A 25,712-nucleotide genomic window follows, 5' to 3' on the forward strand; every position below is an offset into this window, starting at 1 on the left:
CCTCCCAGGGCCGGCAGACCTGAACGGACCGGAGGAACCGTGCCCCGCACCCTCGCCGACGCCCCGATCATGATCCTCAACGGCCCCAACCTGAACCTCCTCGGGCAGCGCCAGCCGGAGATCTACGGTTCCGCCACGCTCGCGGACATCAAGGTCCTGTGCGCGAAGGCGGCGGCCGCGTACGGGGGCACGGTGGACTTCCGGCAGTCCAACCACGAGGGTGAACTGGTGGAGTGGATCCAGGAGGCGCGGCTGAACCACGCCGGGATCGTGATCAACCCGGCCGCCTACTCGCACACCTCCGTCGCGATCCTGGACGCGCTCAACACCTGTGACGGGCTGCCGGTCGTGGAGGTCCACATCTCCAACATCCACCAGCGCGAGCAGTTCCGGCACCATTCGTACGTCTCCCTGCGAGCAGACGGGGTCATCGCCGGGTGCGGGGTGCAGGGGTACGCGTTCGCGGTGGAGCGGGTCGCGACGCTGGCGGGTGCGGCCCAGACGGAGGCGTGAGCATCGCGCGCGGGGCTGTTTCCAGTCGCCCGCGCGGGGTACCGGCGTGTGCGACGCGTTCACACAGGGTGTGTGCGTGTGCCCTCCACACCCGGCGCGTCGGGGGTGCGACGGCGCTCACCACCCCCGCGCGTGCCACTCCGGCAGATGCGGCCGCTCGGCGCCCAGCGTGGTGTCGTTGCCGTGACCGGGGTAGACCCAGGTCTCGTCCGGAAGCACGTCGAAGATCTTCGTCTCGACGTCGTGGATCAGGCTGGCGAAGGCCTTCGGGTCCTTGTGCGTGTTGCCCACACCGCCCGGGAAGAGGCAGTCCCCGGTGAACACGTGCGGGTGTCCGTGCGGGTCGTCGTAGACGAGGGCGACCGAGCCCGGTGTGTGGCCCACCAGATGGCGCGCGATGAGCTCCACGTGCCCCACGCGGATCGTGTCGCCGTCGTCGACCAGGACGTCGGTCGGTACGGGGATGCCCTGGGCGTCGTCGCGTCCCGCGTACGTACGCGCGCGCGTGGACGCCACGACCTCGGCGAGCGCCTGCCAGTGGTCGCCGTGCCGATGGGTGGTGACGACGGACGCGATGCCGTCGTCACCGATCATGCCGAGCAGCGTCCCCGCGTCGTTGGCCGCGTCGATCAGCAACTGCTCGTCGGTGGCCCGGCAGCGCAGCAGATAGGCGTTGTTGTCCATCGGGCCGACCGCGATCTTCGTGATCATCAGGTCCTGCAGCTCGTGCACATCGGCGGGGCCGCCGACCTTCACCGCTCCGCTGTACGTCATGACGGCAGCCTATAGCGGGGGACGGGACCGAGGAGCGCCGGTGGGCTACAGCGGGGGCAGCGTCGGCAGCGGTCCGCCCCCGACCCTCAGCGTGGATCCGTCGCGGCGGCCCGCGAGCCAGCCGAGCAGATCGGGCGCGGTACCGCGCACGGCGACCGGTCCGCCCTCGGCGCCACCGCCGGTCGTCCAGACCCGGTCGTCGGTGGTGGCCAGCCCCGTCGAGGGCAGGTCCTTGTGCCCGCCGAACCGCTCCACCAGAAAGTCGATCTCCCGTAGGACGAACTCCTCCGGGAGATCCTCCAGCTCGTACCCGATCCCGAGATCCACATGGTGCAGCGCCACCTCGACCCAACGCCGGAACGGCACCCGGGCCGCCGAGTCGGTGACGCCGTTGCGCAGCTCCACCGTGCGCGACCAGTCCGCGGGTGCGGCCCCTGCCGTCTGGAAGCGGGCCGCGCTCTCGCGCAGGTCGGCGAGCTGGGAGTCCAGGGGGCGCGGGGCGTCCCGCTCGATGTCGGTGTCCCGGGCCTGCGCGGAGGCGTACATGGGACGTCCCTGAAGGGCGTTCACGAGCGCGTCCGCATTGCGGGCGAGGTGGGCGAGGATGTGGCCGCGGGTCCAGCCGGGCAGCCGTGACGGTTCGGCCAGCGCGGCGTTGTCCAGTTTGGCGACTGCGATGAGCAGTCGCTCGGTCGCGTCATGTACAGATGCCAGGTCGCGCACGTGATCAATCATGGCGCCGACCCTAGCTCCACCACTCCTTCGGGTGAAGGAGGCGGATCGGAGCCGCAAATCGAATGCACGTGCTATATGGTCGAGGCAGGCGTCGGGCATGCTGGATGGCCGGGGATTGTTGTGAATCCAGGAATCCGACCGGCGTTGTCAGTGGCTCCCCCTACTCTGAGGAACACGGGGGCCCCGCCCCTGTCGCTTCTCTCAAGAAAGGTGCGGACCGGCGTGGCCGACCGTCTCATCGTCCGTGGCGCGCGCGAGCACAATCTGAAGAATGTCTCGCTCGATCTGCCGCGTGACTCGCTCATCGTCTTCACGGGCCTGTCGGGGTCGGGCAAGTCCTCGCTGGCCTTCGACACGATCTTCGCCGAAGGGCAGCGGCGTTACGTGGAGTCGCTGTCCTCGTACGCCCGGCAGTTCCTCGGTCAGATGGACAAGCCGGACGTCGACTTCATCGAGGGCCTCTCGCCGGCGGTCTCCATCGACCAGAAGTCGACCTCGCGCAACCCGCGCTCGACGGTCGGCACGATCACCGAGGTCTACGACTACCTGCGTCTGCTCTTCGCACGCATCGGCAAGCCGCACTGCCCCGAGTGCAGCCGCCCGATCTCGCGTCAGTCGCCGCAGGCCATTGTCGACAGGGTGCTGGAGCTGCCGGAGGGGAGTCGCTTCCAGGTGCTCTCGCCGCTTGTGCGTGAGCGCAAGGGAGAGTTCGTCGACCTCTTCGCCGACCTCCAGACCAAGGGCTACAGCCGCGCGCGCGTGGACGGCGAGACGATCCAGCTCTCCCACCCGCCCACCCTGAAGAAGCAGGAGAAGCACACCATCGAGGTGGTCGTCGACCGCCTCACGGTGAAGGACAGTGCCAAGCGCCGCCTCACCGACTCCGTGGAGACCGCGCTCGGCCTCTCCGGCGGCATGGTCGTGCTCGACTTCGTCGACCTCCCCGAGGACGACCCCGAGCGCGAGCGCATGTACTCGGAGCACCTGTACTGCCCGTACGACGACCTGTCCTTCGAGGAGCTGGAGCCCCGTTCCTTCTCCTTCAACTCGCCCTTCGGCGCCTGCCCCGAGTGCACCGGCATCGGCACGCGTATGGAGGTCGACCCCGAGCTGATCGTCCCGGACGAGGAGAAGACCCTCGACGAGGGCGCCATCCACCCCTGGTCGCACGGTCACACCAAGGACTACTTCGGCCGCCTCGTCGGCGCCCTCGCGGACGCGCTGGGATTCCGCACCGACATTCCCTTCGCGGGCCTGCCGCAGCGTGCCAAGAAGGCCCTGCTCCACGGGCACAAGACACAGATCGAGGTCCGCTACCGCAACCGGTACGGGCGCGAGCGCGTCTACACGACGCCCTTCGAAGGCGCCGTCCCCTTCGTGAAGCGCCGGCACGGCGAGGCCGAGAGCGACGCCAGCCGCGAGCGCTTCGAGGGCTATATGCGCGAGGTGCCGTGCCCCACCTGTGAGGGCACGCGCCTCAAGCCGATCGTCCTCGCGGTCACGATCATGGACAAGTCGATCGCCGAGATCTCCGCGATGTCGATCAGCGACTGCGCGGACTTCCTGCGCGGGCTGAAGCTCGACGCCCGCGACAAGAAGATCGCCGAGCGGGTCCTGAAGGAGGTCAACGAACGGCTGCGGTTCCTGGTCGACGTCGGCCTGGACTACCTGTCGCTGAACCGCGCGGCCGGCACGCTCTCGGGCGGCGAGGCCCAGCGCATCCGCCTGGCCACCCAGATCGGCTCGGGACTCGTCGGTGTCCTCTACGTCCTCGACGAGCCGTCCATCGGCCTGCACCAGCGTGACAACCACCGGCTGATCGAGACCCTGGTCCGGCTGCGCGACATGGGCAACACGCTCATCGTCGTCGAGCACGACGAGGACACCATCAAGGTCGCCGACTGGGTCGTCGACATCGGCCCCGGCGCGGGCGAGCACGGCGGCAAGGTCGTGCACAGCGGCTCCCTGAAGGGGCTGCTCGTCAACGACGAGTCGCAGACCGGCCAGTACCTGTCGGGCAAGAAGTCGATCCCGCTTCCCGACATCCGGCGCCCGCGTGATGTGTCACGGCAGCTCACGGTGCACGGCGCCCGGGAGAACAACCTCCAGGACATCGACGTGTCCTTCCCGCTGGGCGTGTTCACCGCCGTCACGGGGGTCTCCGGATCCGGCAAGTCGACGCTGGTCAACGACATCCTGTACACACACCTGGCCCGCGAGCTGAACGGTGCGAGGAACGTCCCCGGCCGGCACACGCGCGTGGACGGAGACGACCTCGTCGACAAGGTGGTGCACGTCGACCAGTCGCCCATCGGCCGCACCCCGCGGTCGAACCCGGCGACGTACACCGGCGTGTTCGACCACGTCCGCAGGCTGTTCGCGGAGACGACCGAGGCGAAGGTCCGGGGCTACCTGCCCGGCCGCTTCTCGTTCAACGTCAAGGGCGGACGCTGTGAGAACTGCGCGGGCGACGGCACGATCAAGATCGAGATGAACTTCCTCCCGGACGTGTACGTCCCGTGCGAGGTCTGCCACGGCGCCCGCTACAACCGGGAGACCCTGGAGGTCCACTACAAGGGCAAGTCCATCGCCGAGGTCCTGAACATGCCGATCGAGGAGGCCCTGCACTTCTTCGAGGCCGTTCCGGCGATCGCCCGCCATCTCAGGACGCTGAACGACGTCGGTCTCGGCTACGTCCGCCTCGGCCAGTCCGCGACCACCCTGTCCGGTGGTGAGGCCCAGCGCGTGAAGCTCGCCAGCGAGCTGCAGAAGCGCTCCACCGGACGCACGGTCTACGTGCTGGACGAGCCGACCACTGGCCTGCACTTCGAGGACATCAGCAAGCTGCTCAAGGTGCTCGCCGGGTTGGTCGACAAGGGCAACACGGTCATCGTCATCGAGCACAACCTCGACGTCATCAAGGTCGCCGACTGGATCGTCGACATGGGACCCGAGGGCGGCGCGGGCGGCGGCCTCGTGGTCGCCGAGGGCACGCCCGAGGACGTGGCCGCGATCTCGGCCAGCCACACCGGCAAGTTCCTGCGCGACGTCCTCGGCGCCGAGCGCATCAGCGACGCGGCCCCGGTGAAGGCCCCGCGCAAGGCGACGGCCCGGAAGCGGGTCGCGGCCGCGTCGACGGCGAAGAAGACGACCACGGTGAAGACCGTCAACAACACGGCGACCAAGAAGGCGGCGGCCGCGAAGAAGACCACGCGGACGCGCAAGGCCTGACCGCCCGAAGGGCCCGGCCCGACACGGCACAAGTCATGCGGCGCCCCACGGGACTTCCCGTGGGGCGCCGCTGGTCGTACGGTCAGTGGCCCTGTCCCTGTGGCGCGACGAACTGCATGTCCAGCTGGACCTTGACCACGTCACCGAGGAGCCCGGCCCCGAAGTCCAGCCCGAAGTCGCCGCGCCGGATCTCGCCCCTCGCCTCGAACCCGGCATGCTTCCGCCTGTCCACGGGGGAGTCCACCACCCCGCCGAACTCGACGGCGAACGTCACCGGGCGGGTCACGTCCCCGATGGTCACGTCCCCTTCCATCGCCCAGTTCGCGCCCTCACCGAAGATTCGGGTCGAGCGGAACGTCATCGTCGGACGCCTCTCGACATCGAGGAGTCCGGCTCCGCGGGTGTGCGCGTCACGGTCGGTGTTCCCGGTGTCGATGGAGGCGAGAGCGATCTCTGCGGTCACCGTCACCTCGGCGGCCGTCTCGCCGATGTACAGATCCGCCCTCGCATCGGCGAAGCGGCCCCGCACCTTGGCGATCCCGAGGTGGCGAACGGTGAAGCCGACGGTCGAGTACAGGGGGTCGAGTGCCCAGTGTCCGGGGGCCAGCGGGAGGGCGGGAGCGGTGGTGGTGTCCGGGGAGGTGTCCTGAGTCATGCCTCCACACTCCGGGAACCGGAGGACGGGAACGGGGACCACGCCGGTGGCGGCAGGGGCAGGGCCACGTTCAGCCGACGGAGCGTTGGTACGTTCGATCGCGGCCACGCCCACGGTCCTGGACCGGTCAGGCGGACGGGCACTGCGGGCGGTACGCGGCCGAGCGTGGCCTCACGGGAACGTCAGCTCGGCCGCGTACGGCGGTTCCGCGCCGGCCCGGGAGCAGGTGATCGCCGCGGCGTGCGCGGCGAAACGCAGCAGATCGGTCCAGCCGGCGGTGTCCAGGCCGGCCAGCGCCGCCGGGGAGAGTGCGCCGCGGGCGTCCAGTCCGTGCAGCAGGGCCGCGTTGACCGTGTCCCCGGCCCCGATCGTGTCCACGACGTCGACCCGTACACCCGGTACGGAGTGCTCCGCCCCGTCGCGGGTGAAGACCGTCAGTCCGTCGCCGCCGTGGGTGACCACGACGGCCGCGGGGCCGTACTCCAGCCACGCGCGCGGGGTGCCGCCCAGCCACTCCGCGTCCTCTGCGGAGAGCTTGAGCAGGGACACCGAGGGCAGCCAGCTCTTGAAACGGGCCCGGTAGGCATCGGGGTCCGCGATCAGCCTCGCGCGGATGTTCGGGTCAAGGGCCGTGAACACACCCTGTTCGGCGGCTCCGCGCATCAGTTCTTCGTACGCGCTTGCCCCGGGTTCGAGGACGAGCGAGCAGGTGCCGAAGGACACGGCGCGGGTGCGGTCGGGAAGGCGTGCCGGTGCCGTGAACAGCCGGTCGGCGGTGCCGTCGACGTAGAAGGAGTACGCGGCCGAGCCGTTCTGGTCGAGCGTGGCGAGGGCCAGGGTGGTCGGTTCGGTGCCGCGCTGCACGGCCGAGACGTCCACGCCCGCCTCGCGCAGCCCGTTGAGCAGGGCCTCCCCGAAGGCGTCGTACGAGGTGCGGGAGCAGAAGGCCGTGGGGGAGCCGAGCCGGCCGAGTGCGACGGCGGTGTTGTACGGGCCGCCGCCCAGCGCCGGTTTCAGCGGCGCGAGTGCGCCCGCGCCCTGCGGGACCAGGTCGATCAGGGCCTCACCGGCGACGACGATCACGAGACGGTTCCCTTCTCGGAGGGGGTTGGGGCAGCCGCACGGGCTGCGGTGAACGAATGCACAGGCGAGCCGCACGGTCCGGGAGAGACGGGCGGCCTCCAGCCGCTCCAGCAGTGGCCGGACGGCCGGGGCGCCGATCTCCCCGCTCGGCCGGGAGATCGTGGTGAGCCTGGGCGCGAGTAGATCCGCCCGGGCGAAGGCGTCCGGCCGGGAAACGTATCCCATCCGGCGCCGGACGTAAACGCGTGCGCGAGCACCGACGCCCGGCACCGGTGCCCAGGGCCTCCCTGCCCCGGCCCCGGGCGGCAAAACGGCGACCGGTATCGTCGTCATGCCCCGCCACTCCGGCGAGCACCGGACCTGACCAGTGGAGACGCCATGTCCACCCGCCCCTCCGCGACCCGTCGTACCGTCCTTCGCGGGGCCGCGCTGACCCCGGTCGCCGGGCTCGGCCTCGTGGCCTGTTCGGCAGGCGGCAGCGGGACGCCCGCCACGCCGACCGCGCCGGTCGCGCTGGGAGCCGAGCGCGAGGTCCCCAAGGGCGGAGCGAAGCTCTACCAGGACGAGAACGTCGTGGTCAGCCGTGCCGCGGACGGCTCCCTGAAGGCGTACAGCACGGTCTGCACCCACGGCGGGTGCCCCATAAACAAGCTGTCGGGCACGACACTCATCTGCCCCTGCCACGGGAGCCGTTTCGACGCCACCACGGGCAAAGTCCTGCAGTCGCCGGCCACCGTACCGCTGACCGAGCTGTCCGTAGAGGTGAAGAACGGCAAGGTCGTGGCGAGCCCGGAGGCCTGACGGCTCGGGAGCGCCCGGGTCACTCCCGCCCCCTACCCGCGATCCCGTCTCCGACCGCACGCGCGGCCCCACCGGGTGAACCGAGCGGTCCACGGGATCGCCGCGCTGTCGGCCCCCGCCAGTAGGGTGTGAGACATGGCCGACCCCTCCAGCTACCGCCCCAGGCCGGGAGAGATCCCGGACTCGCCCGGGGTTTACAGGTTCCGGGACGAGCACCGCCGGGTGATCTACGTCGGAAAGGCGAAGAGCCTGCGCCAGCGCCTGGCGAACTACTTCCAGGACCTGGCGAACCTCCATCCGCGCACCCGCACCATGGTCACCACGGCCGCGTCCGTGGAGTGGACGGTGGTGTCCACGGAGGTTGAGGCCCTGCAGCTGGAGTACACCTGGATCAAGGAGTTCGACCCCCGGTTCAACGTCAAGTACCGCGACGACAAGAGCTATCCGTACCTCGCGGTGACGATGAACGAGGAATTCCCGCGTGTTCAGGTGATGCGCGGTCACAAGCGCAAGGGTGTGCGGTACTTCGGGCCGTACGGACACGCCTGGGCCATCCGTGACACGGTCGACCTGCTGCTGCGCGTCTTCCCCGTGCGTACCTGCTCGGCCGGTGTCTTCAAGAACGCCACCCGTACCGGCCGCCCCTGCCTGCTCGGCTACATTGGCAAGTGCTCCGCGCCGTGCGTCGGCCGTGTCTCCCCCGAGGACCACCGCGAACTGGCCGAGGAGTTCTGCGACTTCATGGCCGGCCGCACGGGGACGTACATCCGTCGTCTGGAGAAGCAGATGATGGACGCGGCGGAGGCCATGGAGTACGAGCGGGCCGCCCGCCTGCGCGACGACATCGAGGCCCTGAAGAAGGCCATGGAGAAGAGCGCGGTCGTGCTCACCGACGCGACCGATGCCGACCTCATCGCCGTCGCCGAGGACGAGCTGGAGGCGGCCGTGCAGATCTTCCATGTGCGCGGCGGGCGCATCCGCGGCCAGCGCGGCTGGGTCACCGACAAGGTGGAGGACGTCACCACGGGTGCCCTCGTCGAGCACGCCCTCCAGCAGCTCTACGGCGAGGAGACGGGCGACTCGGTACCCAAGGAGGTCCTCGTCCCGGCGCTGCCGGACCCCATAGAACCCGTCCAGGACTGGCTCACCGGCCGCCGCGGGGCGGGCGTGTCGCTACGCATCCCGCAGCGCGGCGACAAGAAGGCCCTGATGGAGACCGTGCAGCGCAACGCCCAGCAGGCACTCGCGCTGCACAAGACCAAGCGCGCCTCCGATCTGACGACCCGTTCGCGTGCCCTGGAGGAGATCGCCGGGGCCCTGGAGCTGGACAGCGCCCCGCTCAGGATCGAGTGCTACGACATCTCGCACCTCCAGGGCGAGGACGTGGTGGCCTCCATGGTCGTCTTCGAGGACGGGCTGCAGCGCAAGAGCGAGTACCGCCGCTTCCAGATCAAGGGCTTCGAGGGACAGGACGACGTCCGGTCCATGCACGAGGTGATCACCCGCCGCTTCAAGCGCTACCTCGCCGAGAAGGAGAAGACGGGGGAGTGGGCGGAGGAGGACGCCCCGACGGATGACGACGGGCGGCCCAAGCGGTTCGCCTACCCGCCGCAGCTCGTCGTGGTCGACGGCGGCCAGCCACAGGTCGCGGCCGCCAAGAAGGCGCTGGACGAACTCGGCATCGACGACATCGCGGTGTGCGGCCTGGCCAAGCGCCTGGAGGAGGTCTGGCTGCCGGACGACGACGACCCGGTGGTCCTGCCCCGCACCAGCGAGGGCCTCTATCTGCTGCAGCGGGTCCGGGACGAGGCCCACCGCTTCGCGATCACCTACCAGCGCACCAAGCGCGCCAAGCGTGTCCGGTCGAGCCCTCTGGACGAGGTCCCGGGTCTCGGCGACACGCGCAAACAGGCGTTGATCAAGCACTTCGGCTCGGTGAAGAAGCTGCGGTTCGCGACGATCGACCAGATTCAGGAGGTCCCCGGCATCGGTCGTAAAACGGCCGAGACGATCGCCGTGGCCCTCGCCCAGGCGGCCCCGGCCGCACCCGCCGTGAACACGGCGACCGGAGAGATCATGGAAGAGGAGGAACCCGTGACGATGACGGGTTCCCCCGGGGAGCCCGTGTCCGCGGGCACCCCGGACGACCGACGGGGGCAGGAGACATGACCGAGCATGACCGAAGTGCGGAAGAACGCTCAGCACAGGGCCGCCCGGCCCACCAGGAGGCGGGCGAGGACCGGACCCGGCAGCAGGCGGTCCAGGAAAACGGAGCACAGGTGAGTACGGGCATCGAAGCACCCGGGGTCCCCGAAGCGGCCATCCCCGAGCTGGTGATCATCTCCGGCATGTCCGGCGCAGGCCGTTCGACGGCCGCCAAGTGTCTGGAGGACCTCGGCTGGTTCGTCGTGGACAACCTGCCGCCCGCACTGATCCCCACCATGGTGGAGCTGGGCGCCCGCTCACAGGGCAATGTCGCCCGGATCGCGGTCGTCGTCGACGTGCGCGGCCGCCGCTTCTTCGACAATCTGCGCGAATCCCTTGCCGACCTGGAGGCGAAGAACGTCACACGGCGGATCGTTTTCCTGGAGTCCTCGGACGAGGCCCTGGTGCGCCGTTTCGAATCCGTTCGCCGTCCGCACCCCCTTCAGGGCGACGGCCGGATCGTCGACGGCATCGCCGCCGAGCGGGAGCTTCTGCGCGAGCTGCGCGGCGACGCCGACCTCGTGATCGACACCTCCAGCCTCAATGTGCACGAGCTGCGCGCCAAGATGGACGCCCAGTTCGCCGGCGAGGAGGAGCCCGAACTGCGGGCCACCGTCATGTCCTTCGGCTTCAAGTACGGCCTCCCGGTCGACGCCGACCTGGTCGCGGACATGCGCTTCCTGCCCAACCCTCACTGGGTCCCCGAGCTGCGCCCGTACACCGGCCTCAACGAGGAGGTCGCCGCGTACGTCTTCAACCAGCCCGGCGCCAAGGAGTTCCTCGACCGGTACGCCGAGCTGCTCCGGCTCATCGCGGCCGGGTACCGCCGCGAGGGCAAGCGCTATGTGACCATCGCCATCGGCTGCACCGGCGGCAAGCACCGCTCGGTCGCCACGTCGGAGAAGCTCGCAGCCCGCCTGGCCGCCGAGGGAGTGGAGACCGTGGTCGTGCATCGGGACATGGGGCGCGAGTGACCGGACGAACTCTGAGGCTGAGCAGGCTGCGACGGGTGGTGTCCGAGGGCCGCACGGCCCGGCCCGCCGAGGCCCGTGGCGGCCGGGCGCGCCGCCGCGGCACCCAGCCCAAAGTGGTCGCCCTCGGCGGTGGCAGAGGCCTGTCCGCCTCGCTGGCCGCGCTGCGCCGGATCACCGGCGACCTCACCGCCGTGGTGACCGTGGCGGACGACGGCGGCTCCAGCGGCCGCCTGCGCGACGAGCTGGGCGTGCTCCCGCCGGGCGACCTGCGCAAGGCGCTGGCCGCGCTGTGCGGGGATGACGACTGGGGCCAGACCTGGGCCCGCGTCATCCAGCACCGTTTCCAGTCCAAGGGCGACCTGCATGACCACGCGGTCGGAAACCTGCTGATCGTCGCCCTGTGGGAGCAGCTCGGCGACCCCGTCCAGGCCCTCGACCTGGTCGGCAGGCTGCTCGGCGCACACGGCCGCGTCCTGCCCATGTCCGCCGTGCCCCTGGAGCTCCAGGCGCTGGTCAAGGGCCACGACCCGGAGCATCCGGAGGAAATCGGCACCGTACGAGGACAGGCGACGGTCGCGCTCACCCCCGGCGAGGTGCAGTCCGTGCACGTCGTGCCGCACGACCCGCCCGCCGTCCCCGAGGCCGTCGCCGCGGTTCTCGATGCCGACTGGGTGGTGCTCGGACCCGGCTCCTGGTTCTCCTCGGTGATGCCGCACCTGCTCGTGCCCGAACTCCTCGGCGCCGTCATGGAGACGAAGGCGCGCCGGGTGCTGTCCCTGAACCTCGCCCCGCAGCCCGGAGAGACCGAAGGCTTCTCCCCGCAGCGTCATTTGGAGGTTTTGGGACGACACGCCCCTAAACTCGCCCTGGACGTGGTGCTGGCCGACGAGGCCGCCGTGCCCGACGGTGCCTTGCTGGACGAGGCGGCCAAGCGGTTCGGTGCCGCGGTCGAGCTGGCGCCGGTGGCCCGCACCGACGGAACCCCACGGCACGACCCGGAGCTGCTGGCCGCCGCGTACGACCGTATTTTTCGGATGCATGGAAGGATCGGCCCATGGCGATGACGGCAGCGGTGAAGGACGAGGTCTCCCGGCTTCCCGTCACCCGGACCTGCTGCAGAAAGGCGGAGGTCTCGGCGATCCTGCGGTTTGCGGGCGGACTGCACCTGGTCAGCGGCCGCATCGTGATCGAGGCGGAGCTGGACACGGCGATGGCGGCCCGGCGTCTGAAGCGGGACATCCTGGAGATCTTCGGCCACAGCTCCGAACTGATCGTGATGGCGCCCGGCGGCCTGCGCCGCGGCTCCCGCTATGTGGTGCGCGTGGTCGCGGGCGGCGATCAGCTGGCCCGCCAGACCGGCCTCGTCGACGGGCGGGGCCGTCCGATCCGCGGCCTGCCCCCGCAGGTGGTCTCGGGGGCAACCTGTGACGCCGAGGCGGCCTGGCGCGGCGCGTTCCTGGCGCACGGCTCGCTGACGGAACCCGGCCGCTCGTCCTCCCTCGAAGTGACCTGCCCCGGCCCGGAGGCCGCGCTCGCCCTGGTCGGCGCCGCCCGCCGTCTGTCGATCGCCGCGAAGGCCCGCGAGGTACGGGGCGTGGACCGCGTGGTCGTACGGGACGGGGACGCGATCGGTGCCCTGCTCACTCGGCTGGGCGCGCACGAGTCCGTGCTGGCCTGGGAAGAGCGGCGGATGCGCCGAGAGGTCCGCGCCACGGCGAACCGCCTCGCCAACTTCGACGACGCCAATCTGCGCCGCTCGGCGCGGGCGGCCGTCGCCGCCGGTGCGCGGGTCGCCCGCGCCCTGGAGATCCTCGCCGACGAGGTGCCCGAGCACCTCGCGGCCGCCGGGCGCCTGCGCATGGAGCACAAGCAGGCCTCCCTGGAGGAGCTGGGCGCCCTCGCCGACCCGCCGCTGACCAAGGACGCGGTCGCGGGCCGTATCCGCCGTCTGCTGGCGATGGCCGACAAGCGTGCCGCGGACCTCGGTATTCCGGGTACGGAGTCCAACCTCACCGAGGAGATGGCGGACAACCTGGCGGGCTGACCAGCATCGGCCGACCGGCCTGACCAGCCCCCATGTCCTGATCGTCCGCGGCCGCCCTGTCGCCTCCAGCCGGCCGCGTCCTCCCGCCAGGGGTCGGTCGGCACCGTCCGACCGACCCCTGGCGGTTGCCACCGACATGCCGTCTTCGGCCCACCGGAACCGTCCGGCCGGCGCGGGCCCATCTGCGTCGGCCGCCGGGAACTCGGCGGCCGACGTCCACTGCTCGGCTTGCGCCGCCAGGCAGCGCGCGGCTGACACACGTCGCTCGGCGCACGTCGACCGATACGAATCGACTGGCACGCATCGACCGCCACCACACCCCGTCCGGCACCGGCCCAGGCCGCCCACAGGGGTGGTGTGCCTGCTGAGGTGTGATACATCCGGAAAATGTGTCACACCTGCAGATTTCTCCCTTCCGGTGAACAGCCGCCCTACACCCCGTCGGTGGGCGCAACCCCGACGGGCACGAGCTGGTCGGCGCCGGTCGGTCGATGTGGGATTACCGACAGTGACCACCCCGGGTTGACCGGCATGGGTCGACGACGGGGGTTGACAGGCCGCGTCGGCCGGCGTGAGGCGGGGGTGGGCGGGGCGGTGGAGGCACCCTGTTGCGGCGACGGTCAGGCGGGGGAATTGTCCAACTTGCCAGAAGTCTGAATTGGCACGAGATCGGGGTATTTCACAAGTGAGCTGAGAGGTTCACGAATGAGTGACCAACATGGTCAATTGGTACGGGCAATCCATAGCGAAATCGGGCGATCCCGGCGGTTGAAGCGAGAGGTCCGGACCTTTGTCGGCGCCGTGCTGTTCGGGATGCGTCCGGATGTCACTTCGGAGGCCTCAGAGGGGTAGGGTCGGGGGTGGTCGGGGACATCCCAATACAGCTCGCCGGCGTCAAAAACCGGCGTACCAACGAGGAGATCGGTTCGTGACGATCCGCGTAGGCATCAACGGCTTTGGCCGCATCGGTCGTAACTACTTCCGCGCGCTACTGGAGCAGGGTGCAGACATCGAGATCGTGGCTGTCAACGACCTGGGTGACACCGCGACCACCGCTCACCTTCTGAAGTACGACACCATCCTGGGCCGTCTGAAGCAGGAGGTCTCCCACACCGCCGACACGATCACCGTGGACGGCCACACCATCAAGGTGCTGTCCGAGCGCGACCCGGCCGACATTCCCTGGGGCAAGCTGGGTGTCGACGTCGTCATCGAGTCGACCGGCATCTTCACCAAGCGCGAGGACGCTGCGAAGCACCTCGCCGGCGGCGCGAAGAAGGTCCTCATCTCGGCTCCGGCCAAGAACGAGGACATCACCATCGTGATGGGCGTCAACCAGGACCAGTACGACCCGGCCAGTCACCACGTCATCTCCAACGCCTCCTGCACCACCAACTGCGTGGCGCCGATGGCCAAGGTGCTCGACGAGAACTTCGGCATCGTCAAGGGACTGATGACGACGGTGCACGCGTACACCAACGACCAGCGCATCCTGGACTTCCCGCACAGGGACCTGCGTCGCGCCCGTGCTGCCGCCGAGAACATCATCCCGACCACCACCGGTGCCGCCAAGGCCACCGCACTGGTTCTCCCGCAGCTCAAGGGCAAGTTGGACGGCATGGCCATGCGCGTCCCGGTCCCGACCGGCTCGGTCACCGACCTGGTCGTCGAGCTCGGCCGTGAGGTCACCAAGGAAGAGGTCAACGCCGCCTTCCAGAAGGCCTCCGAGGGCGAGCTCAAGGGTCTCCTCGAGTACACCGAGGACCCGATCGTCTCCTCCGACATCGTCAACGCGCCGGCGTCCTGCACCTTCGACTCCTCCCTGACCATGGTTCAGGACGGCAAGAACGTGAAGGTCATCGGCTGGTACGACAACGAGTGGGGCTACTCCAACCGCCTCGTCGACCTGACGGTCTTCGTCGGCAACCAGCTCTGATCGCCGAACCAGGCACCCCGATGCGAGAGCAGGGCTCGGACAGCGCACGGTCGCGCTGTCCGGGCCCTGCCTCGCGTACGCACCGACCGACCCTCGTACGATCAAGAGCCCCCTCCCCAGGAGCCCCTCCCCAGGAGTCCCCTCATGAAGACGATCGACGAACTTCTCTCCGAAGGCGTGGACGGCAAGCGGGTCTTCGTCCGCGCCGACCTGAACGTGCCGCTGGCCGACGGCCTCATCACCGACGACGGCCGCATCCGCGCCGTCCTGCCCACCGTCAAGGCCCTCGCCGCTGCGGGCGCCAAGGTGGTCGTCGCCTCGCACCTGGGTCGCCCCAAGGGCGCGCCGGACCCGACCTTCTCGCTGCTCCCCGCCGCCGAGCGCCTCGGTGAACTCCTCGGCGCCCCCGTGGCGTTCGCCGGGGACACCGTCGGTCCCGCCGCCCACGACGCGGTCGACGGCCTTCAGCCCGGCCAGGTCGCGGTCATCGAGAACCTGCGCTTCAACCCCGGCGAGACCTCGAAGGACGACACCGAGCGCGGTGAGTTCGCCGACCGGCTGGCCGCCCTGGCGGACGTCTACGTCGGTGACGGCTTCGGCGCGGTGCACCGCAAGCACGCCTCCGTGTACGACCTCCCGGCCCGTCTGCCGCACTATGCCGGCTACCTCATCGCCACCGAGGTCGGTGTTCTGAAGAAGCTCACCGAGGACGTCCAGCGGCCGTACGTCGTCGCGCTGGGCGGCGCCAAGGTCTCCGACAAGCTCGCCGTTATTGACCAGCTGCTCGGCAAGGCCGACCGGCTGCTCATCGGCGGCGGGATGGCGTACACCTTCCTCAAGGCCAAGGGGTACGAGGTCGGTATCTCCCTCCTTCAGGAGGACCAGATCCCGGCTGTCACCGAGTACATCGAGCGCGCGGAGAAGCAGGGCGTCGAACTGCTCCTCCCGGTCGACGTACTGGTCGCCCCCGAGTTCCCGGACCTCAAGACCAAGGCCCCGGCGAACCCCACCACCGTCGCCGCGGACGCGATCCCGGCCGACCAGGAGGGCCTGGACATCGGTCCGGAGACCCGCAAGCTGTACGCCTCGAAGCTCGCCGACGCGGCCACCGTTTTCTGGAACGGCCCGATGGGCGTCTTCGAGCACCCCGACTACGCCGAGGGCACCAAGGTGGTCGCCCAGGCCCTCGTCGACGCCCCGGGCTTCACGGTGGTCGGTGGCGGTGACTCCGCCGCGGCCGTCCGCACCCTGGGATTCGGCGAGTCGGTATTCGGCCACATCTCGACCGGCGGCGGCGCCTCCCTCGAATACCTCGAGGGCAAGACGCTCCCCGGCCTCGCCGCACTGGAGGACTGAACCCTGATGAGCACCCGCACGCCGCTGATGGCGGGCAACTGGAAGATGAACCTCAACCATCTCGAGGCCATCGCCCATGTCCAGAAGCTCGCCTTCGCCCTGGCGGACAAGGACCACGAGGCCGTCGAGGTGGCCGTCCTGCCGCCCTTCACCGACCTGCGCTCCGTGCAGACCCTGGTGGACGGCGACAAACTCAAGATCAAGTACGGCGCACAGGACATCTCGGCGCACGACGCCGGCGCCTACACCGGAGAGATCTCCGGTCCGATGCTGGCCAAGCTGAAGTGCACGTACGTGGTGATCGGCCACTCCGAGCGGCGCCAGTACCACCGCGAGACCGACGAGCTGGTGAACGCCAAGGTCAAGGCCGCCTTCAAGTACGGCCTGACCCCGATCCTGTGCGTCGGCGAGGAGCTGGACGTCCGCGAGGCGGGCGACCACGTCAGGCACACGCTCGCGCAGGTCGAGGGCGGTCTCAAGGACCTCCCGGCCGAGCAGGCCGAGTCCATCGTGATCGCCTACGAGCCCGTCTGGGCCATCGGCACCGGCAAGGTCTGCGGCTCCGACGACGCCCAGGAGGTCTGCTCGGCGATCCGCGGCAAGATCGCCGAGCTGTACACGCAGGACGTGGCCGACCAGGTCCGCATCCAGTACGGCGGCTCGGTGAAGTCGAGCAACGTCGCCGAGATCATGGCGAAGCCGGACATCGACGGCGCCCTGGTCGGTGGTGCCTCGCTGGACGCCGACGAGTTCGTCAAGATCGTCCGCTTCCGCGACCAGTGAGGCGCGCGGCGGAGGCGATCCGACACGTCGCGAGTATGCGGTAGGAGCGATCCGTCGTACCCTTGCGGGGCCGAGACTGTTATTCGGAACGTGAAGTTTCAATAAGAGCTTCGGTCCCGTCGTCCATCCGAATCCGAGGAAGTTGGTCCAGCCGTGGTTTTGGGGTTCTCGATCGCCCTGATCGTCTTCAGCCTGATGCTGATGCTGCTGGTGCTGATGCACAAGGGGAAGGGCGGCGGCCTCTCCGACATGTTCGGCGGCGGCATGCAGTCCTCCGTCGGCGGCTCCTCGGTCGCCGAGCGCAACCTCGACCGGATCACCGTTGTGATCGGTCTGCTCTGGGTCGCGTGCATCATCGTGCTCGGCATCCTGATGAAGGTCAATCACTAGGGCCGGACAACCGGCAGACCGCACACCGAGCGCATCACGCCCCATGATGGGTACGTGTCTGAGGACGCGACCTATCATGGGGCTTGCGTCTGGGTGGGGGTAACTCCCATCGCTGGACGCGCGTTGGGCCTTACGTAGACTGAGGCGCTCGCAGCGGAGCGGAACGCCGATTCGCTTCGCGGCACCATCACGCAGGGAGTTACGACCGTGGCAAGTGGCAACGCGATCCGAGGAAGCCGGGTCGGGGCGGGGCCGATGGGCGAGGCCGAGCGCGGCGAGTCCGCGCCGCGTCTGCGCATCTCCTTCTGGTGCTCCAACGGGCACGAGACGCAGCCGAGCTTCGCCAGCGACGCGCAGGTTCCCGAGACCTGGGACTGCCCGCGCTGCGGCTTTCCGGCCGGACAGGACCAGGACAACCCGCCGGACCCGCCGCGCACCGAGCCCTACAAGACGCACCTCGCGTATGTGCGGGAGCGGCGCAGCGACGCGGACGGTGAGGCGATCCTCGCCGAGGCGCTCGCCAAACTGCGGGGCGAGATCTAGAAGTTGACTTCCCCCCGGCTCCGGTCTTCGTGCGAGCAAGGGGGACCCCACGGCCGGGTGCCCGACGGCGCCTGGCCGGATGTGCTCGTGCCGCGTACGGACGCGGAGAGTTCTGTCGGGGCGCGGAAGTGTGCCCTTGACGCCATCGCCGTGGGGCACGGCCGCGACAGCAGCGGCCTGCCGCGGCACCGAGCCGCCTTTCCCCTGCCCGGACCCGCGTCGTCGGCACCGGCCCGGCGGCGCTTCCATCCACTCTTTCCCTCACCCGGTCGATGACCGCCCGCGAGCCGGACATATCTGTCGGCACGCACCGCGACGGCGTGACGACCAGTCACCGCACATGCGATCAATTAGTTTGGAACCGGCAGCGGGGCGAGGTACGCAGCAGCACAGGCCAGGAAGAAGGCGGAAGTCCGAGATGAACGCAGACAGCCGTATCAGGCTCAACCAGACACCGGAGTGGACCGCTCTGGCCAAGCACCGCGAGGAGCTCGGCGAGGTGCGGATGCGGGATCTGTTCGCGGCCGATGCAGGGCGCGGCAGCGGGTACACGCTGCAGGTCGGTGACCTGTACGTCGACTACTCCAAGCATCTGGTCACCGACGAGACGCTGAGGCTGCTGCGCGAGCTGGCCGCGGCCCGGGACGTCTTCGGCCTCAGGGACGCCATGTTCCGCGGCGAGAAGATCAACACCACCGAGAACCGCGCGGTCCTGCACACCGCGCTGCGCGCCCCGCGCGACGCGGTGATCGAGGTCGACGGGGAGAACGTCGTGCCCCGGGTGCACGCCGTGCTCGACAAGATGGCCGACTTCGCCGACCGCGTCCGCTCCGGAGCGTGGACCGGGCACACCGGCAGGCGCATCAAGAACGTGATCAACGTAGGTATCGGCGGTTCCGACCTGGGACCGGCCATGGCGTACGAAGTGCTGCGCGCCTTCACCGACCGCGACCTGACGGTCCGTTTTGTGTCGAACGTGGACGGCGCCGACCTGTACGAGGCGACCAGGGACCTGGACGCGGCCGAGACGCTGTTCGTCATCGCCTCCAAGACGTTCACCACGATCGAGACGATCACCAACGCGACCTCGGCGCGCGACTGGCTGCTGAGCGAGCTGAAGGCCGGTCAGGAAGCGGTCGCCAAGCACTTTGTGGCGCTGTCGACGAATGGTCAGAAGGTGTCCGAGTTCGGCATCGACACGGCCAACATGTTCGAGTTCTGGGACTGGGTCGGCGGCCGTTACTCCTACGACTCCGCGATCGGCCTGTCGCTGATGATCGCCATCGGCCCGGACCGCTTCCGCGAGATGCTCGACGGCTTCCGCCTCGTCGACGAGCACTTCCGCACCGCTCCCGCCGAGTCCAACGTGCCGCTGCTGCTCGGCCTGCTGGGCATCTGGTACGGCAACTTCCACGACGCCCAGTCGCACGCCGTCCTCCCGTACTCGCACTACCTGTCCAAGTTCACCGCCTACCTCCAGCAGCTCGACATGGAGTCCAACGGCAAGTACGTGGGCCGGAACGGGCACGAGGTCGACTGGCAGACCGGACCCGTCGTGTGGGGCACTCCGGGCACCAACGGGCAGCACGCCTACTACCAGCTCATCCACCAGGGCACCAAGCTGATCCCGGCGGACTTCATCGGCTTCGCCGAGCCGGTGGCCGAACTCCGCGACGAGCTGAAGGCACAGCACGACCTGCTGATGGCCAACTTCTTCGCCCAGACCCAGGCGTTGGCCTTCGGCAAGACCCCGGACGAGGTGCGAGCCGAGGGCGTGCCGGAGGAACTGGTGGCGCACAAGACGTTCAAGGGCAACCACCCCACCACCACGATCCTCGCCCGGGAACTCACCCCGTCGGTGCTCGGCCAGCTCGTCGCCCTCTACGAGCACAAGGTGTTCGTGCAGGGCGCGATCTGGAACATCGACTCCTTCGACCAGTGGGGCGTCGAGCTGGGCAAGGTCCTCGCCAAGCGCGTCGAACCCGCCCTCACCGAGGGCGCCGACGTACCGGGCCTCGACGGGTCCACCCGGGTGCTTGTCGCCAAGTACCGTGAGCTGCGCGGTCGTTAGGGCGTTTGTCGAAAGTAGCGCCTGCAACGCCTGCCCGCCCCCCTGGAGTTCGGCCGCCGGGCCTGGAGGGGGCGGCAGGCGCGCCGTGCCCTTCCCGTAGACTCTCGGCGATCTTGACGGCCGAGGGGCAGGGGGCGGAATTGACCGACGGGCGCAGACGTTGGCTCGGCGACGGCCTGACCATGAGGTCGTTCCTCAAACCCCACAGGGTGGCGAAGGCGGTCTTCCACCCGGCGTGGGTGCCCGAGCCGGTCGACTCCACCGTGGAGAGCCTCAAACGGGTCCGGATCATCTGCGGCACGATCGCGGCGCTCGGCGTCTACACCTTCGTGGAGGGCGGCTTCGCCTTCGACGAGATGCTGCGCAACATGCTGACGGCGTGTCTGGTCCTGTTGCTGATCACGCCGTTGTCGATCGGTGTGATGCTCTACGTCTGGCGGCGCACCGGGACCGTCCGCCAACTGCGCGCCCCGCTGGTGAAATCGCTCATTCTGCTGCTGCTCTTCATCGGGTCGGTCCTCCTTCTGATGACGATGGTGTCGATGGGGACCGCGGGTACCTTGCTCCCCCCGCTGCTGTCCGCAGTGGTGGGGCTCTGGCTCACCTGGTTCGTGGGCGCCGGGGCCGTGCACGTGTGCGGGAACTTCTTCGGCACCGCGGGAGTGCACCGCTGTCTGCCGCCGCTGCTCGCCAGCGTGACGACGTGGCTGATGGCGATCCCGGACCTGCTCACCGGTGATCTGCACGGGCTCAGCCTCACCCTGGGCATCGTCTTCATCCTGGGCGCGCCCATGACGGTCACGGGGATAGCCCTGCTGGAGATGAACCGCCTCCGGCGCCGGTACGGAATCCGGCTGGGCGCACACCCGGCGACCCTGCCTCCGCCCCTGCCCCCGCACGGTCCTGTGCCTCTGTCCGGCAACCCCTTCGGCAACCCGTACGCGCCGGGTCCGGTGCCTCCCGGTCAGGGCAGCCCTTACGCCGGCTGAACCGCTGCCGCTCGCCGGCGGGACACCGGGGTCCCCACGTCGAAGACGAACGCCGGACGGGCCGGTAAGTCCAGCCCGTCCGGCGTTCGACGGTGCGGTCGGTCCTCAGGGGGACGCCGGCGGGTACAGCGAGCGCGGCAGCTGGGATGCCGCTGCGGCGTCGAGCAGCCACAAGGTCCGCGATCTGCCGTACGCACCCGCCGCGGGGGCCTGGACCTCGCCCGCGCCGGACAGGGCGATGGCCGCGGCCTGCGCCTTGTCCTCGCCGGCCGCCAGCAGCCACACCTCCCGGGCGGACCGGATGGCCGGCAGCGTGAGGGTGATCCGGGTCGGCGGCGGCTTGGGGGCGCCGTGCACGCCGACCACCGTCCGCTCGGTCTCCCGCACCGCGGGCAGCTCGGGGAAGAGCGAGGCCACGTGCGTGTCCGGGCCGACGCCCAGCATCAGGACGTCGAAGGTCGGCACCGAGCCGTGGTTCTCGGGCCCTGCCGCCCGTGCCAGTTCCGCCGCGTACATTTCGGCCGCCGCCTCCACGTCGGTGCCGAACGGGCCGTCCGAGGCAGGCATGGCGTGCACGCGCCTCGGGTCCAGGGGCACCGCGTCGAGCAGTGCCTGGCGGGCCTGGGTGACATTGCGCTCCGGGTCGCCCTCCGGCAGGTAGCGCTCGTCACCCCACCACAGGTCGAGCCGGCTCCAGTCGATGGCGTCACGGGCGGGCGCGGCGGCGAGCGCGGCGAGTACGCCGTTGCCGTTGCGGCCGCCGGTGAGCACGACCGACGCGTAGCCGCGCGAGGTCTGCGCGTCCACGACCTTCGTGATGAGCCGGGCCGCGGCGGCCTGGGCCATCAGCTCTTTGTCGCGGTGCACGACGAGCTGGGGAGTGCTCACTTTGCGGCCGCCCTCTTCGCCGGGGCCTTCGTGGCCGCCTTCTTCGCGGGTGCCTGCGCGGCGGCGCCTTCGGATGCCCCGGCCGCCGCGGTGCCCTCGTCCGCGGTCTCCCCGGCCGGGGGTTCGGCCGGGGCCGCCGCTGCGGTCAGGCGGTCCACGCCGTACCGCAGCACCGACGCGTACGTGTCGTCCGGGTCGAGTCGGCGCAGCTCCTCCGCGATCAGTTCGGCGGTTTCGCGGCGCTTGAGCGCCACCGCGCGGTCCGGCTGGCCCTCGATCGACAGCGTGGCCAAGGCGCCGTCCGAGCGGCCGAGGGCGATCGAGCCGCAGCTCGTGTCCATCCGCACGGCCGTGAGGCCGGGGCCCGAGGACAGCGAGCGCTTCACCGGTACGTCCAGCCGGTCCGCGAGCCACATCGCCAGCAGCTCGCAGCTCGGGTTGAACTCCTCGCCCTCCACCTCGACCGCCTTGACCTCGCAGCTGACCTGGTCGAGGGCCGCGGCCAGCATCGAGCGCCAGGGCGTGATACGGGTCCACGACAGATCGGTGTCACCGGGCGTGTAGGCCTTGGCGCGGGCGTTCAGTTCCTCAACCGGCGTCTCGGCCGCGTAGGTGTCGGTGACCCGGCGCTGCGCGAGGGCGCCGAGCGGGTCCTTGGCCGGGTCGAGCGGTGCGTTCACCGGCCACCAGGCGACGACGGGGGCATCCGGCAGCAGCAGCGGCAGCACCACCGACTGGGCGTGGTCCACGACCTCGCCGTACAGCCGCAGCACCACCGTCTCTCCGGTGCCGGCCTCCGCGCCCACACGCACCTCGGCGTCCAGGCGCGAGGAGGTGCGGTTGCGCGGGGAACGCGAGACGCGCTTGATGACGACCAGGGTGCGCGAGGGGTGCTCGCGCGAGGCGTCGTTGGCGGCCCTCAGGGCGTCGTAGGCGTTCTCCTCGTCGGTGACGATGACCAGGGTGAGCACCATGCCGACGGCCGGGGTGCCGATGGCGCGGCGACCCTGGACCAACGCCTTGTTGATCTTGCTGGCCGTGGTGTCCGTGAGGTCGATCTTCATGGCCTGCGCCAGCTCCTGCCGTCTCGTTCGAGCATCTCGTCCGCCTCGACGGGACCCCACGTTCCGGCCGGGTACTGCGCGGGCCTGCCGTGCCCGTCCCAGTGCTCCTCGATCGGGTCGAGGATCTTCCAGGACAGTTCGACCTCCTCGGTGCGCGGGAAGAGGTTCGAGTCGCCGAGCAGGACGTCCAGGATCAGGCGCTCGTACGCCTCAGGGCTGGACTCCGTGAAGGACTCGCCGTAGGCGAAGTCCATGGACACGTCCCGGATCTCCATCGAGGTGCCGGGCACCTTGGAACCGAAGCGGACGGTGACACCCTCGTCGGGCTGGACGCGGATGACGACCGCGTTCTGCCCGAGTTCCTCGGTGGCGGTGGTGTCGAAGGGGGAGTGCGGGGCGCGCTGGAAGACCACCGCGATCTCGGTGACCCGGCGGCCCAGGCGCTTGCCGGTCCGCAGATAGAAGGGGACGCCCGCCCAGCGGCGGTTGTCGATCCCGAGCTTGATCGCGGCGTAGGTGTCGGTCTTCGACGCGGGGTCGATGCCCTCCTCCTGGAGGTAGCCGACCGCCTTCTCGCCGCCCTGCCAGCCGGCCGTGTACTGCGCGAACACGGTGCCCCGGCCCAGGTCCCTGGGAAGCCGGACGGCCCCGAGCACCTTGGTCTTCTCGGCGGCCAGTGCGTCCGCGTCGAAGGAGGCGGGCTCCTCCATGGCGGTGAGGGCCATCAGCTGGAGCAGGTGGTTCTGGATGACGTCCCGGGCGGCGCCGATGCCGTCGTAGTAGCCGGCCCGGCCGCCGATGCCGATGTCCTCGGCCATGGTGATCTGCACATGGTCCACGAAGGACCGGTTCCAGATCGGCTCGAACATCTGGTTGGCGAAGCGCAGGGCCAGGATGTTCTGGACGGTCTCCTTGCCGAGGTAGTGGTCGATGCGGAAGACCTGGTCGGGGGCGAAGACCTCGTGCACGATCGCGTTGAGTTCCTCGGCCGACCTCAGGTCGTGGCCGAAGGGCTTCTCGATGACCGCGCGCCGCCAGGAGCCCTCGGTCTGGTCGGCCAGGCCGTGCTTCTTCAGCTGCTGGATGACCACGGGGAAGGACTTCGGCGGCACCGAGAGGTAGAACGCGAAGTTGCCGCCCGTGCCCTGTGCCTTGTCCAGTTCCTCGATCGTGCCGCGCAGCCGCTCGAACGCGTCGTCATCGTCGAAGGTGCCCTGGACGAAGCGCATCCCCTGGATGAGCTGCTGCCAGACCTCCTCACGGAACGGCGTACGGGCGTGCTCCTTGACGGCGTCGTGGACCACTTTCGTGAAGTCCTCGTCCTGCCACTCGCGGCGGGCGAAGCCGACGAGGGAGAAGCCCGGGGGCAGCAGACCACGGTTCGCGAGGTCGTAGACCGCGGGCATCAGCTTTTTACGTGACAAATCGCCCGTAACGCCGAAGATGACCAGACCCGACGGCCCCGCGATACGCGGGAGCCGTCGGTCCGCGGCGTCACGAAGCGGATTCGCTCCGTGTACGGATGTCAAGGTTTCAGCCCTTCGAGGGGTCGAGGCGCTCGAGTACCGCCTCGGTCGACTTGAGCAGGTCGTTCCAGGAGGACTCGAACTTCTCGACGCCCTCGTCCTCCAGGAGCTGGACCACGTCGTCGTAGGAGATCCCGAGCCTCTCGATGGCGGCCAGGTCGGTGCGTGCCTGCTCGTAGGTGCCGGCGATGGTGTTGCCGGTGATCTCGCCGCGGTCCTCGGTGGCCAGCAGGGTGGCCTCCGGCATGGTGTTCACCGTGTTCGGCGCCACCAGCTCGTCCACGTACAGGGTGTCCTTGTACGCCTTGTCCTTGACGCCGGTGGAAGCCCACAGCGGACGCTGCTTGTTGGCGTGCGCCTTGTCGAGGGCCAGCCAGCGGTCGCTGCCGAACACCTCCTCGTACGCCTGGTAGGCCAGACGCGCGTTGGCGAGCGCCGCCTTGCCGCGCAGCGCCTCGGCCTCGGGCGTGCCGAGCGCGTCGATCCGCTTGTCGATCTCGGTGTCCACGCGGGACACGAAGAAGGACGCCACCGAGTGGATCTTCGACAGGTCCAGGCCGCGCGCCTTGGCCTTCTCCAGGCCGGTGATGTACGCGTCCATGACCTCGCGGTAGCGCTCCAGCGAGAAGATCAGCGTGACATTGACGCTGATGCCGTGGCCGATGACCTCGGTGATCGCCGGGAGGCCCGCCTTGGTGGCCGGGATCTTGATGAGGGTGTTCGGGCGGTCGACCAGCCAGGCCAGCTGCTTGGCCTCGGCGATCGTGGCCCGGGTGTTGTGCGCCAGACGCGGGTCGACCTCGATCGAGACCCGGCCGTCCTGGCCGTCGGTGGCGTCGAACACCGGGTGCAGGATGTCGGCGGCGTCGCGGACGTCCGCCGTGGTGATCATGCGGACCGCCTCGTCGACGGTGACCTTCCGGGCGGCGAGGTCGGCGAGCTGCTGCTCGTACCCGTCGCCGGACGAGATCGCCTTCTGGAAGATCGTCGGGTTGGTGGTGACACCCACCACGTGCTGCTGGTCGATCAGTTCGGCGAGATTGCCGGACGTGATCCGCTTGCGCGACAGGTCGTCCAGCCAGATCGCGACGCCTTCCTCGGAGAGGCGCTTGAGTGCGTCTGTCATGGAAATTGCATCTCCTACGTGTCGT

The 25,712-nt window shown here is 69.6% G+C and carries 22 protein-coding genes; 14 read left to right on the top strand and 8 right to left on the bottom strand.

Annotated features, from left to right (window positions below):
* Positions 1-39 precede the first annotated feature (39 nt).
* Positions 40-513: a type II 3-dehydroquinate dehydratase gene (aroQ, locus tag BIV24_RS20870; RefSeq protein ID WP_071367894.1), complete on the top strand. Its 474-nt coding sequence runs from the start codon at positions 40-42 to the stop codon at positions 511-513.
* Between the two features lie 117 nt (positions 514-630).
* Here aroQ and BIV24_RS20875 read toward each other — a convergent pair whose 3' ends face one another.
* The gene (locus tag BIV24_RS20875) at positions 631-1,287 is read right to left on the bottom strand and encodes an MBL fold metallo-hydrolase (protein ID WP_071367895.1); all 657 of its coding nucleotides are present in this window, start codon (positions 1,285-1,287) and stop codon (positions 631-633) included.
* A gap of 45 nt (positions 1,288-1,332) precedes the next feature.
* Positions 1,333-2,022 carry a maleylpyruvate isomerase family mycothiol-dependent enzyme gene (locus BIV24_RS20880; protein WP_071367896.1) on the bottom strand — a complete coding sequence of 230 codons (690 nt, stop codon included), beginning with the start codon at positions 2,020-2,022 and terminating at the stop codon, positions 1,333-1,335.
* Between the two features lie 222 nt (positions 2,023-2,244).
* On the opposite strand from BIV24_RS20880, the gene uvrA reads away from it, so the two are divergent.
* The gene (gene uvrA / locus BIV24_RS20885; protein WP_071367897.1) at positions 2,245-5,253 is read left to right on the top strand and encodes an excinuclease ABC subunit UvrA; all 3,009 of its coding nucleotides are present in this window, start codon (positions 2,245-2,247) and stop codon (positions 5,251-5,253) included.
* Positions 5,254-5,335: 82 nt separating this feature from the next.
* On the opposite strand, the gene BIV24_RS20890 is transcribed toward uvrA, so the two are convergent.
* Both BIV24_RS20890 and BIV24_RS20895 read right to left on the bottom strand, forming a co-directional pair.
* Positions 5,336-5,908, bottom strand: a complete 573-nt coding sequence (locus BIV24_RS20890) for a YceI family protein (RefSeq protein ID WP_071367898.1) — start codon at positions 5,906-5,908, stop codon at positions 5,336-5,338.
* A 171-nt stretch (positions 5,909-6,079) separates the two neighbouring features.
* A complete protein-coding gene (locus tag BIV24_RS20895; protein WP_071367930.1) occupies positions 6,080-6,991 on the bottom strand; it encodes a carbohydrate kinase family protein in 912 nt (303 codons plus the stop codon).
* A 378-nt stretch (positions 6,992-7,369) separates the two neighbouring features.
* On the opposite strand from BIV24_RS20895, the gene BIV24_RS20900 reads away from it, so the two are divergent.
* The 12 genes from BIV24_RS20900 (at position 7,370) to BIV24_RS20955 (ending at position 21,083) form a co-directional block, all read left to right on the top strand.
* Positions 7,370-7,792, top strand: coding sequence for a Rieske (2Fe-2S) protein (locus BIV24_RS20900; RefSeq protein ID WP_071367899.1), 423 nt, complete (start codon positions 7,370-7,372; stop codon positions 7,790-7,792).
* A gap of 135 nt (positions 7,793-7,927) precedes the next feature.
* Positions 7,928-9,961, top strand: a complete 2,034-nt coding sequence (uvrC, locus tag BIV24_RS20905) for an excinuclease ABC subunit UvrC (protein WP_071367900.1) — start codon at positions 7,928-7,930, stop codon at positions 9,959-9,961.
* On the top strand, positions 9,958-10,971 hold the full coding sequence (gene rapZ, locus BIV24_RS20910; RefSeq protein ID WP_071367901.1) for an RNase adapter RapZ: 1,014 nt from the start codon (positions 9,958-9,960) through the stop codon (positions 10,969-10,971). The genes uvrC and rapZ overlap by 4 nt, the downstream gene beginning before the upstream one ends.
* Positions 10,968-12,035, top strand: a complete 1,068-nt coding sequence (locus BIV24_RS20915) for a gluconeogenesis factor YvcK family protein (RefSeq protein ID WP_071367902.1) — start codon at positions 10,968-10,970, stop codon at positions 12,033-12,035. The genes rapZ and BIV24_RS20915 overlap by 4 nt, the downstream gene beginning before the upstream one ends.
* Positions 12,026-13,015, top strand: a complete 990-nt coding sequence (gene whiA, locus BIV24_RS20920; protein ID WP_071367903.1) for a DNA-binding protein WhiA — start codon at positions 12,026-12,028, stop codon at positions 13,013-13,015. Before BIV24_RS20915 ends, whiA begins: the two co-directional genes overlap by 10 nt.
* A gap of 928 nt (positions 13,016-13,943) precedes the next feature.
* Positions 13,944-14,951: a type I glyceraldehyde-3-phosphate dehydrogenase gene (gene gap, locus BIV24_RS20925; protein ID WP_071367904.1), complete on the top strand. Its 1,008-nt coding sequence runs from the start codon at positions 13,944-13,946 to the stop codon at positions 14,949-14,951.
* 144 nt (positions 14,952-15,095) lie between these two features.
* On the top strand, positions 15,096-16,307 hold the full coding sequence (locus BIV24_RS20930; RefSeq protein ID WP_071367905.1) for a phosphoglycerate kinase: 1,212 nt from the start codon (positions 15,096-15,098) through the stop codon (positions 16,305-16,307).
* 6 nt (positions 16,308-16,313) lie between these two features.
* Positions 16,314-17,090, top strand: a complete 777-nt coding sequence (gene tpiA, locus BIV24_RS20935) for a triose-phosphate isomerase (protein ID WP_071367906.1) — start codon at positions 16,314-16,316, stop codon at positions 17,088-17,090.
* Between the two features lie 153 nt (positions 17,091-17,243).
* Positions 17,244-17,480 carry a preprotein translocase subunit SecG gene (gene secG, locus BIV24_RS20940; RefSeq protein WP_177198774.1) on the top strand — a complete coding sequence of 79 codons (237 nt, stop codon included), beginning with the start codon at positions 17,244-17,246 and terminating at the stop codon, positions 17,478-17,480.
* 207 nt (positions 17,481-17,687) lie between these two features.
* Entirely contained in the window at positions 17,688-18,023 is a 336-nt protein-coding gene (locus BIV24_RS20945; RefSeq protein WP_079060169.1) for an RNA polymerase-binding protein RbpA, read from the top strand.
* A gap of 418 nt (positions 18,024-18,441) precedes the next feature.
* Positions 18,442-20,094 (top strand): glucose-6-phosphate isomerase, encoded by a 1,653-nt coding sequence (gene pgi, locus BIV24_RS20950; protein WP_071367908.1) that lies wholly within the window; start codon positions 18,442-18,444, stop codon positions 20,092-20,094.
* A 113-nt stretch (positions 20,095-20,207) separates the two neighbouring features.
* Positions 20,208-21,083, top strand: a complete 876-nt coding sequence (locus tag BIV24_RS20955) for a hypothetical protein (RefSeq protein ID WP_425442580.1) — start codon at positions 20,208-20,210, stop codon at positions 21,081-21,083.
* 105 nt (positions 21,084-21,188) lie between these two features.
* Here the strand turns inward: BIV24_RS20955 and pgl are convergent, their stop codons facing one another.
* The 4 genes from pgl to tal are packed head-to-tail and all read right to left on the bottom strand — an operon-like array spanning position 21,189 to position 25,687.
* Positions 21,189-21,971, bottom strand: coding sequence for a 6-phosphogluconolactonase (gene pgl / locus BIV24_RS20960; protein ID WP_071367910.1), 783 nt, complete (start codon positions 21,969-21,971; stop codon positions 21,189-21,191).
* A complete protein-coding gene (gene opcA / locus BIV24_RS20965; protein ID WP_071367911.1) occupies positions 21,968-23,035 on the bottom strand; it encodes a glucose-6-phosphate dehydrogenase assembly protein OpcA in 1,068 nt (355 codons plus the stop codon). The genes pgl and opcA overlap by 4 nt, the downstream gene beginning before the upstream one ends.
* Complete coding sequence (gene zwf, locus BIV24_RS20970) at positions 23,032-24,564, bottom strand: glucose-6-phosphate dehydrogenase (protein WP_071367912.1); 1,533 nt, start codon at positions 24,562-24,564, stop codon at positions 23,032-23,034. The genes opcA and zwf overlap by 4 nt, the downstream gene beginning before the upstream one ends.
* Positions 24,565-24,568: 4 nt before the next feature.
* Positions 24,569-25,687, bottom strand: coding sequence for a transaldolase (tal, locus tag BIV24_RS20975; protein ID WP_071367913.1), 1,119 nt, complete (start codon positions 25,685-25,687; stop codon positions 24,569-24,571).
* Positions 25,688-25,712: the final 25 nt, after the last annotated feature.

Origin of the sequence: Streptomyces colonosanans (genome assembly GCF_001866645.1) — a bacterium.
GTDB classification, from domain to species: Bacteria; Actinomycetota; Actinomycetes; order Streptomycetales; family Streptomycetaceae; genus Streptomyces; species Streptomyces colonosanans.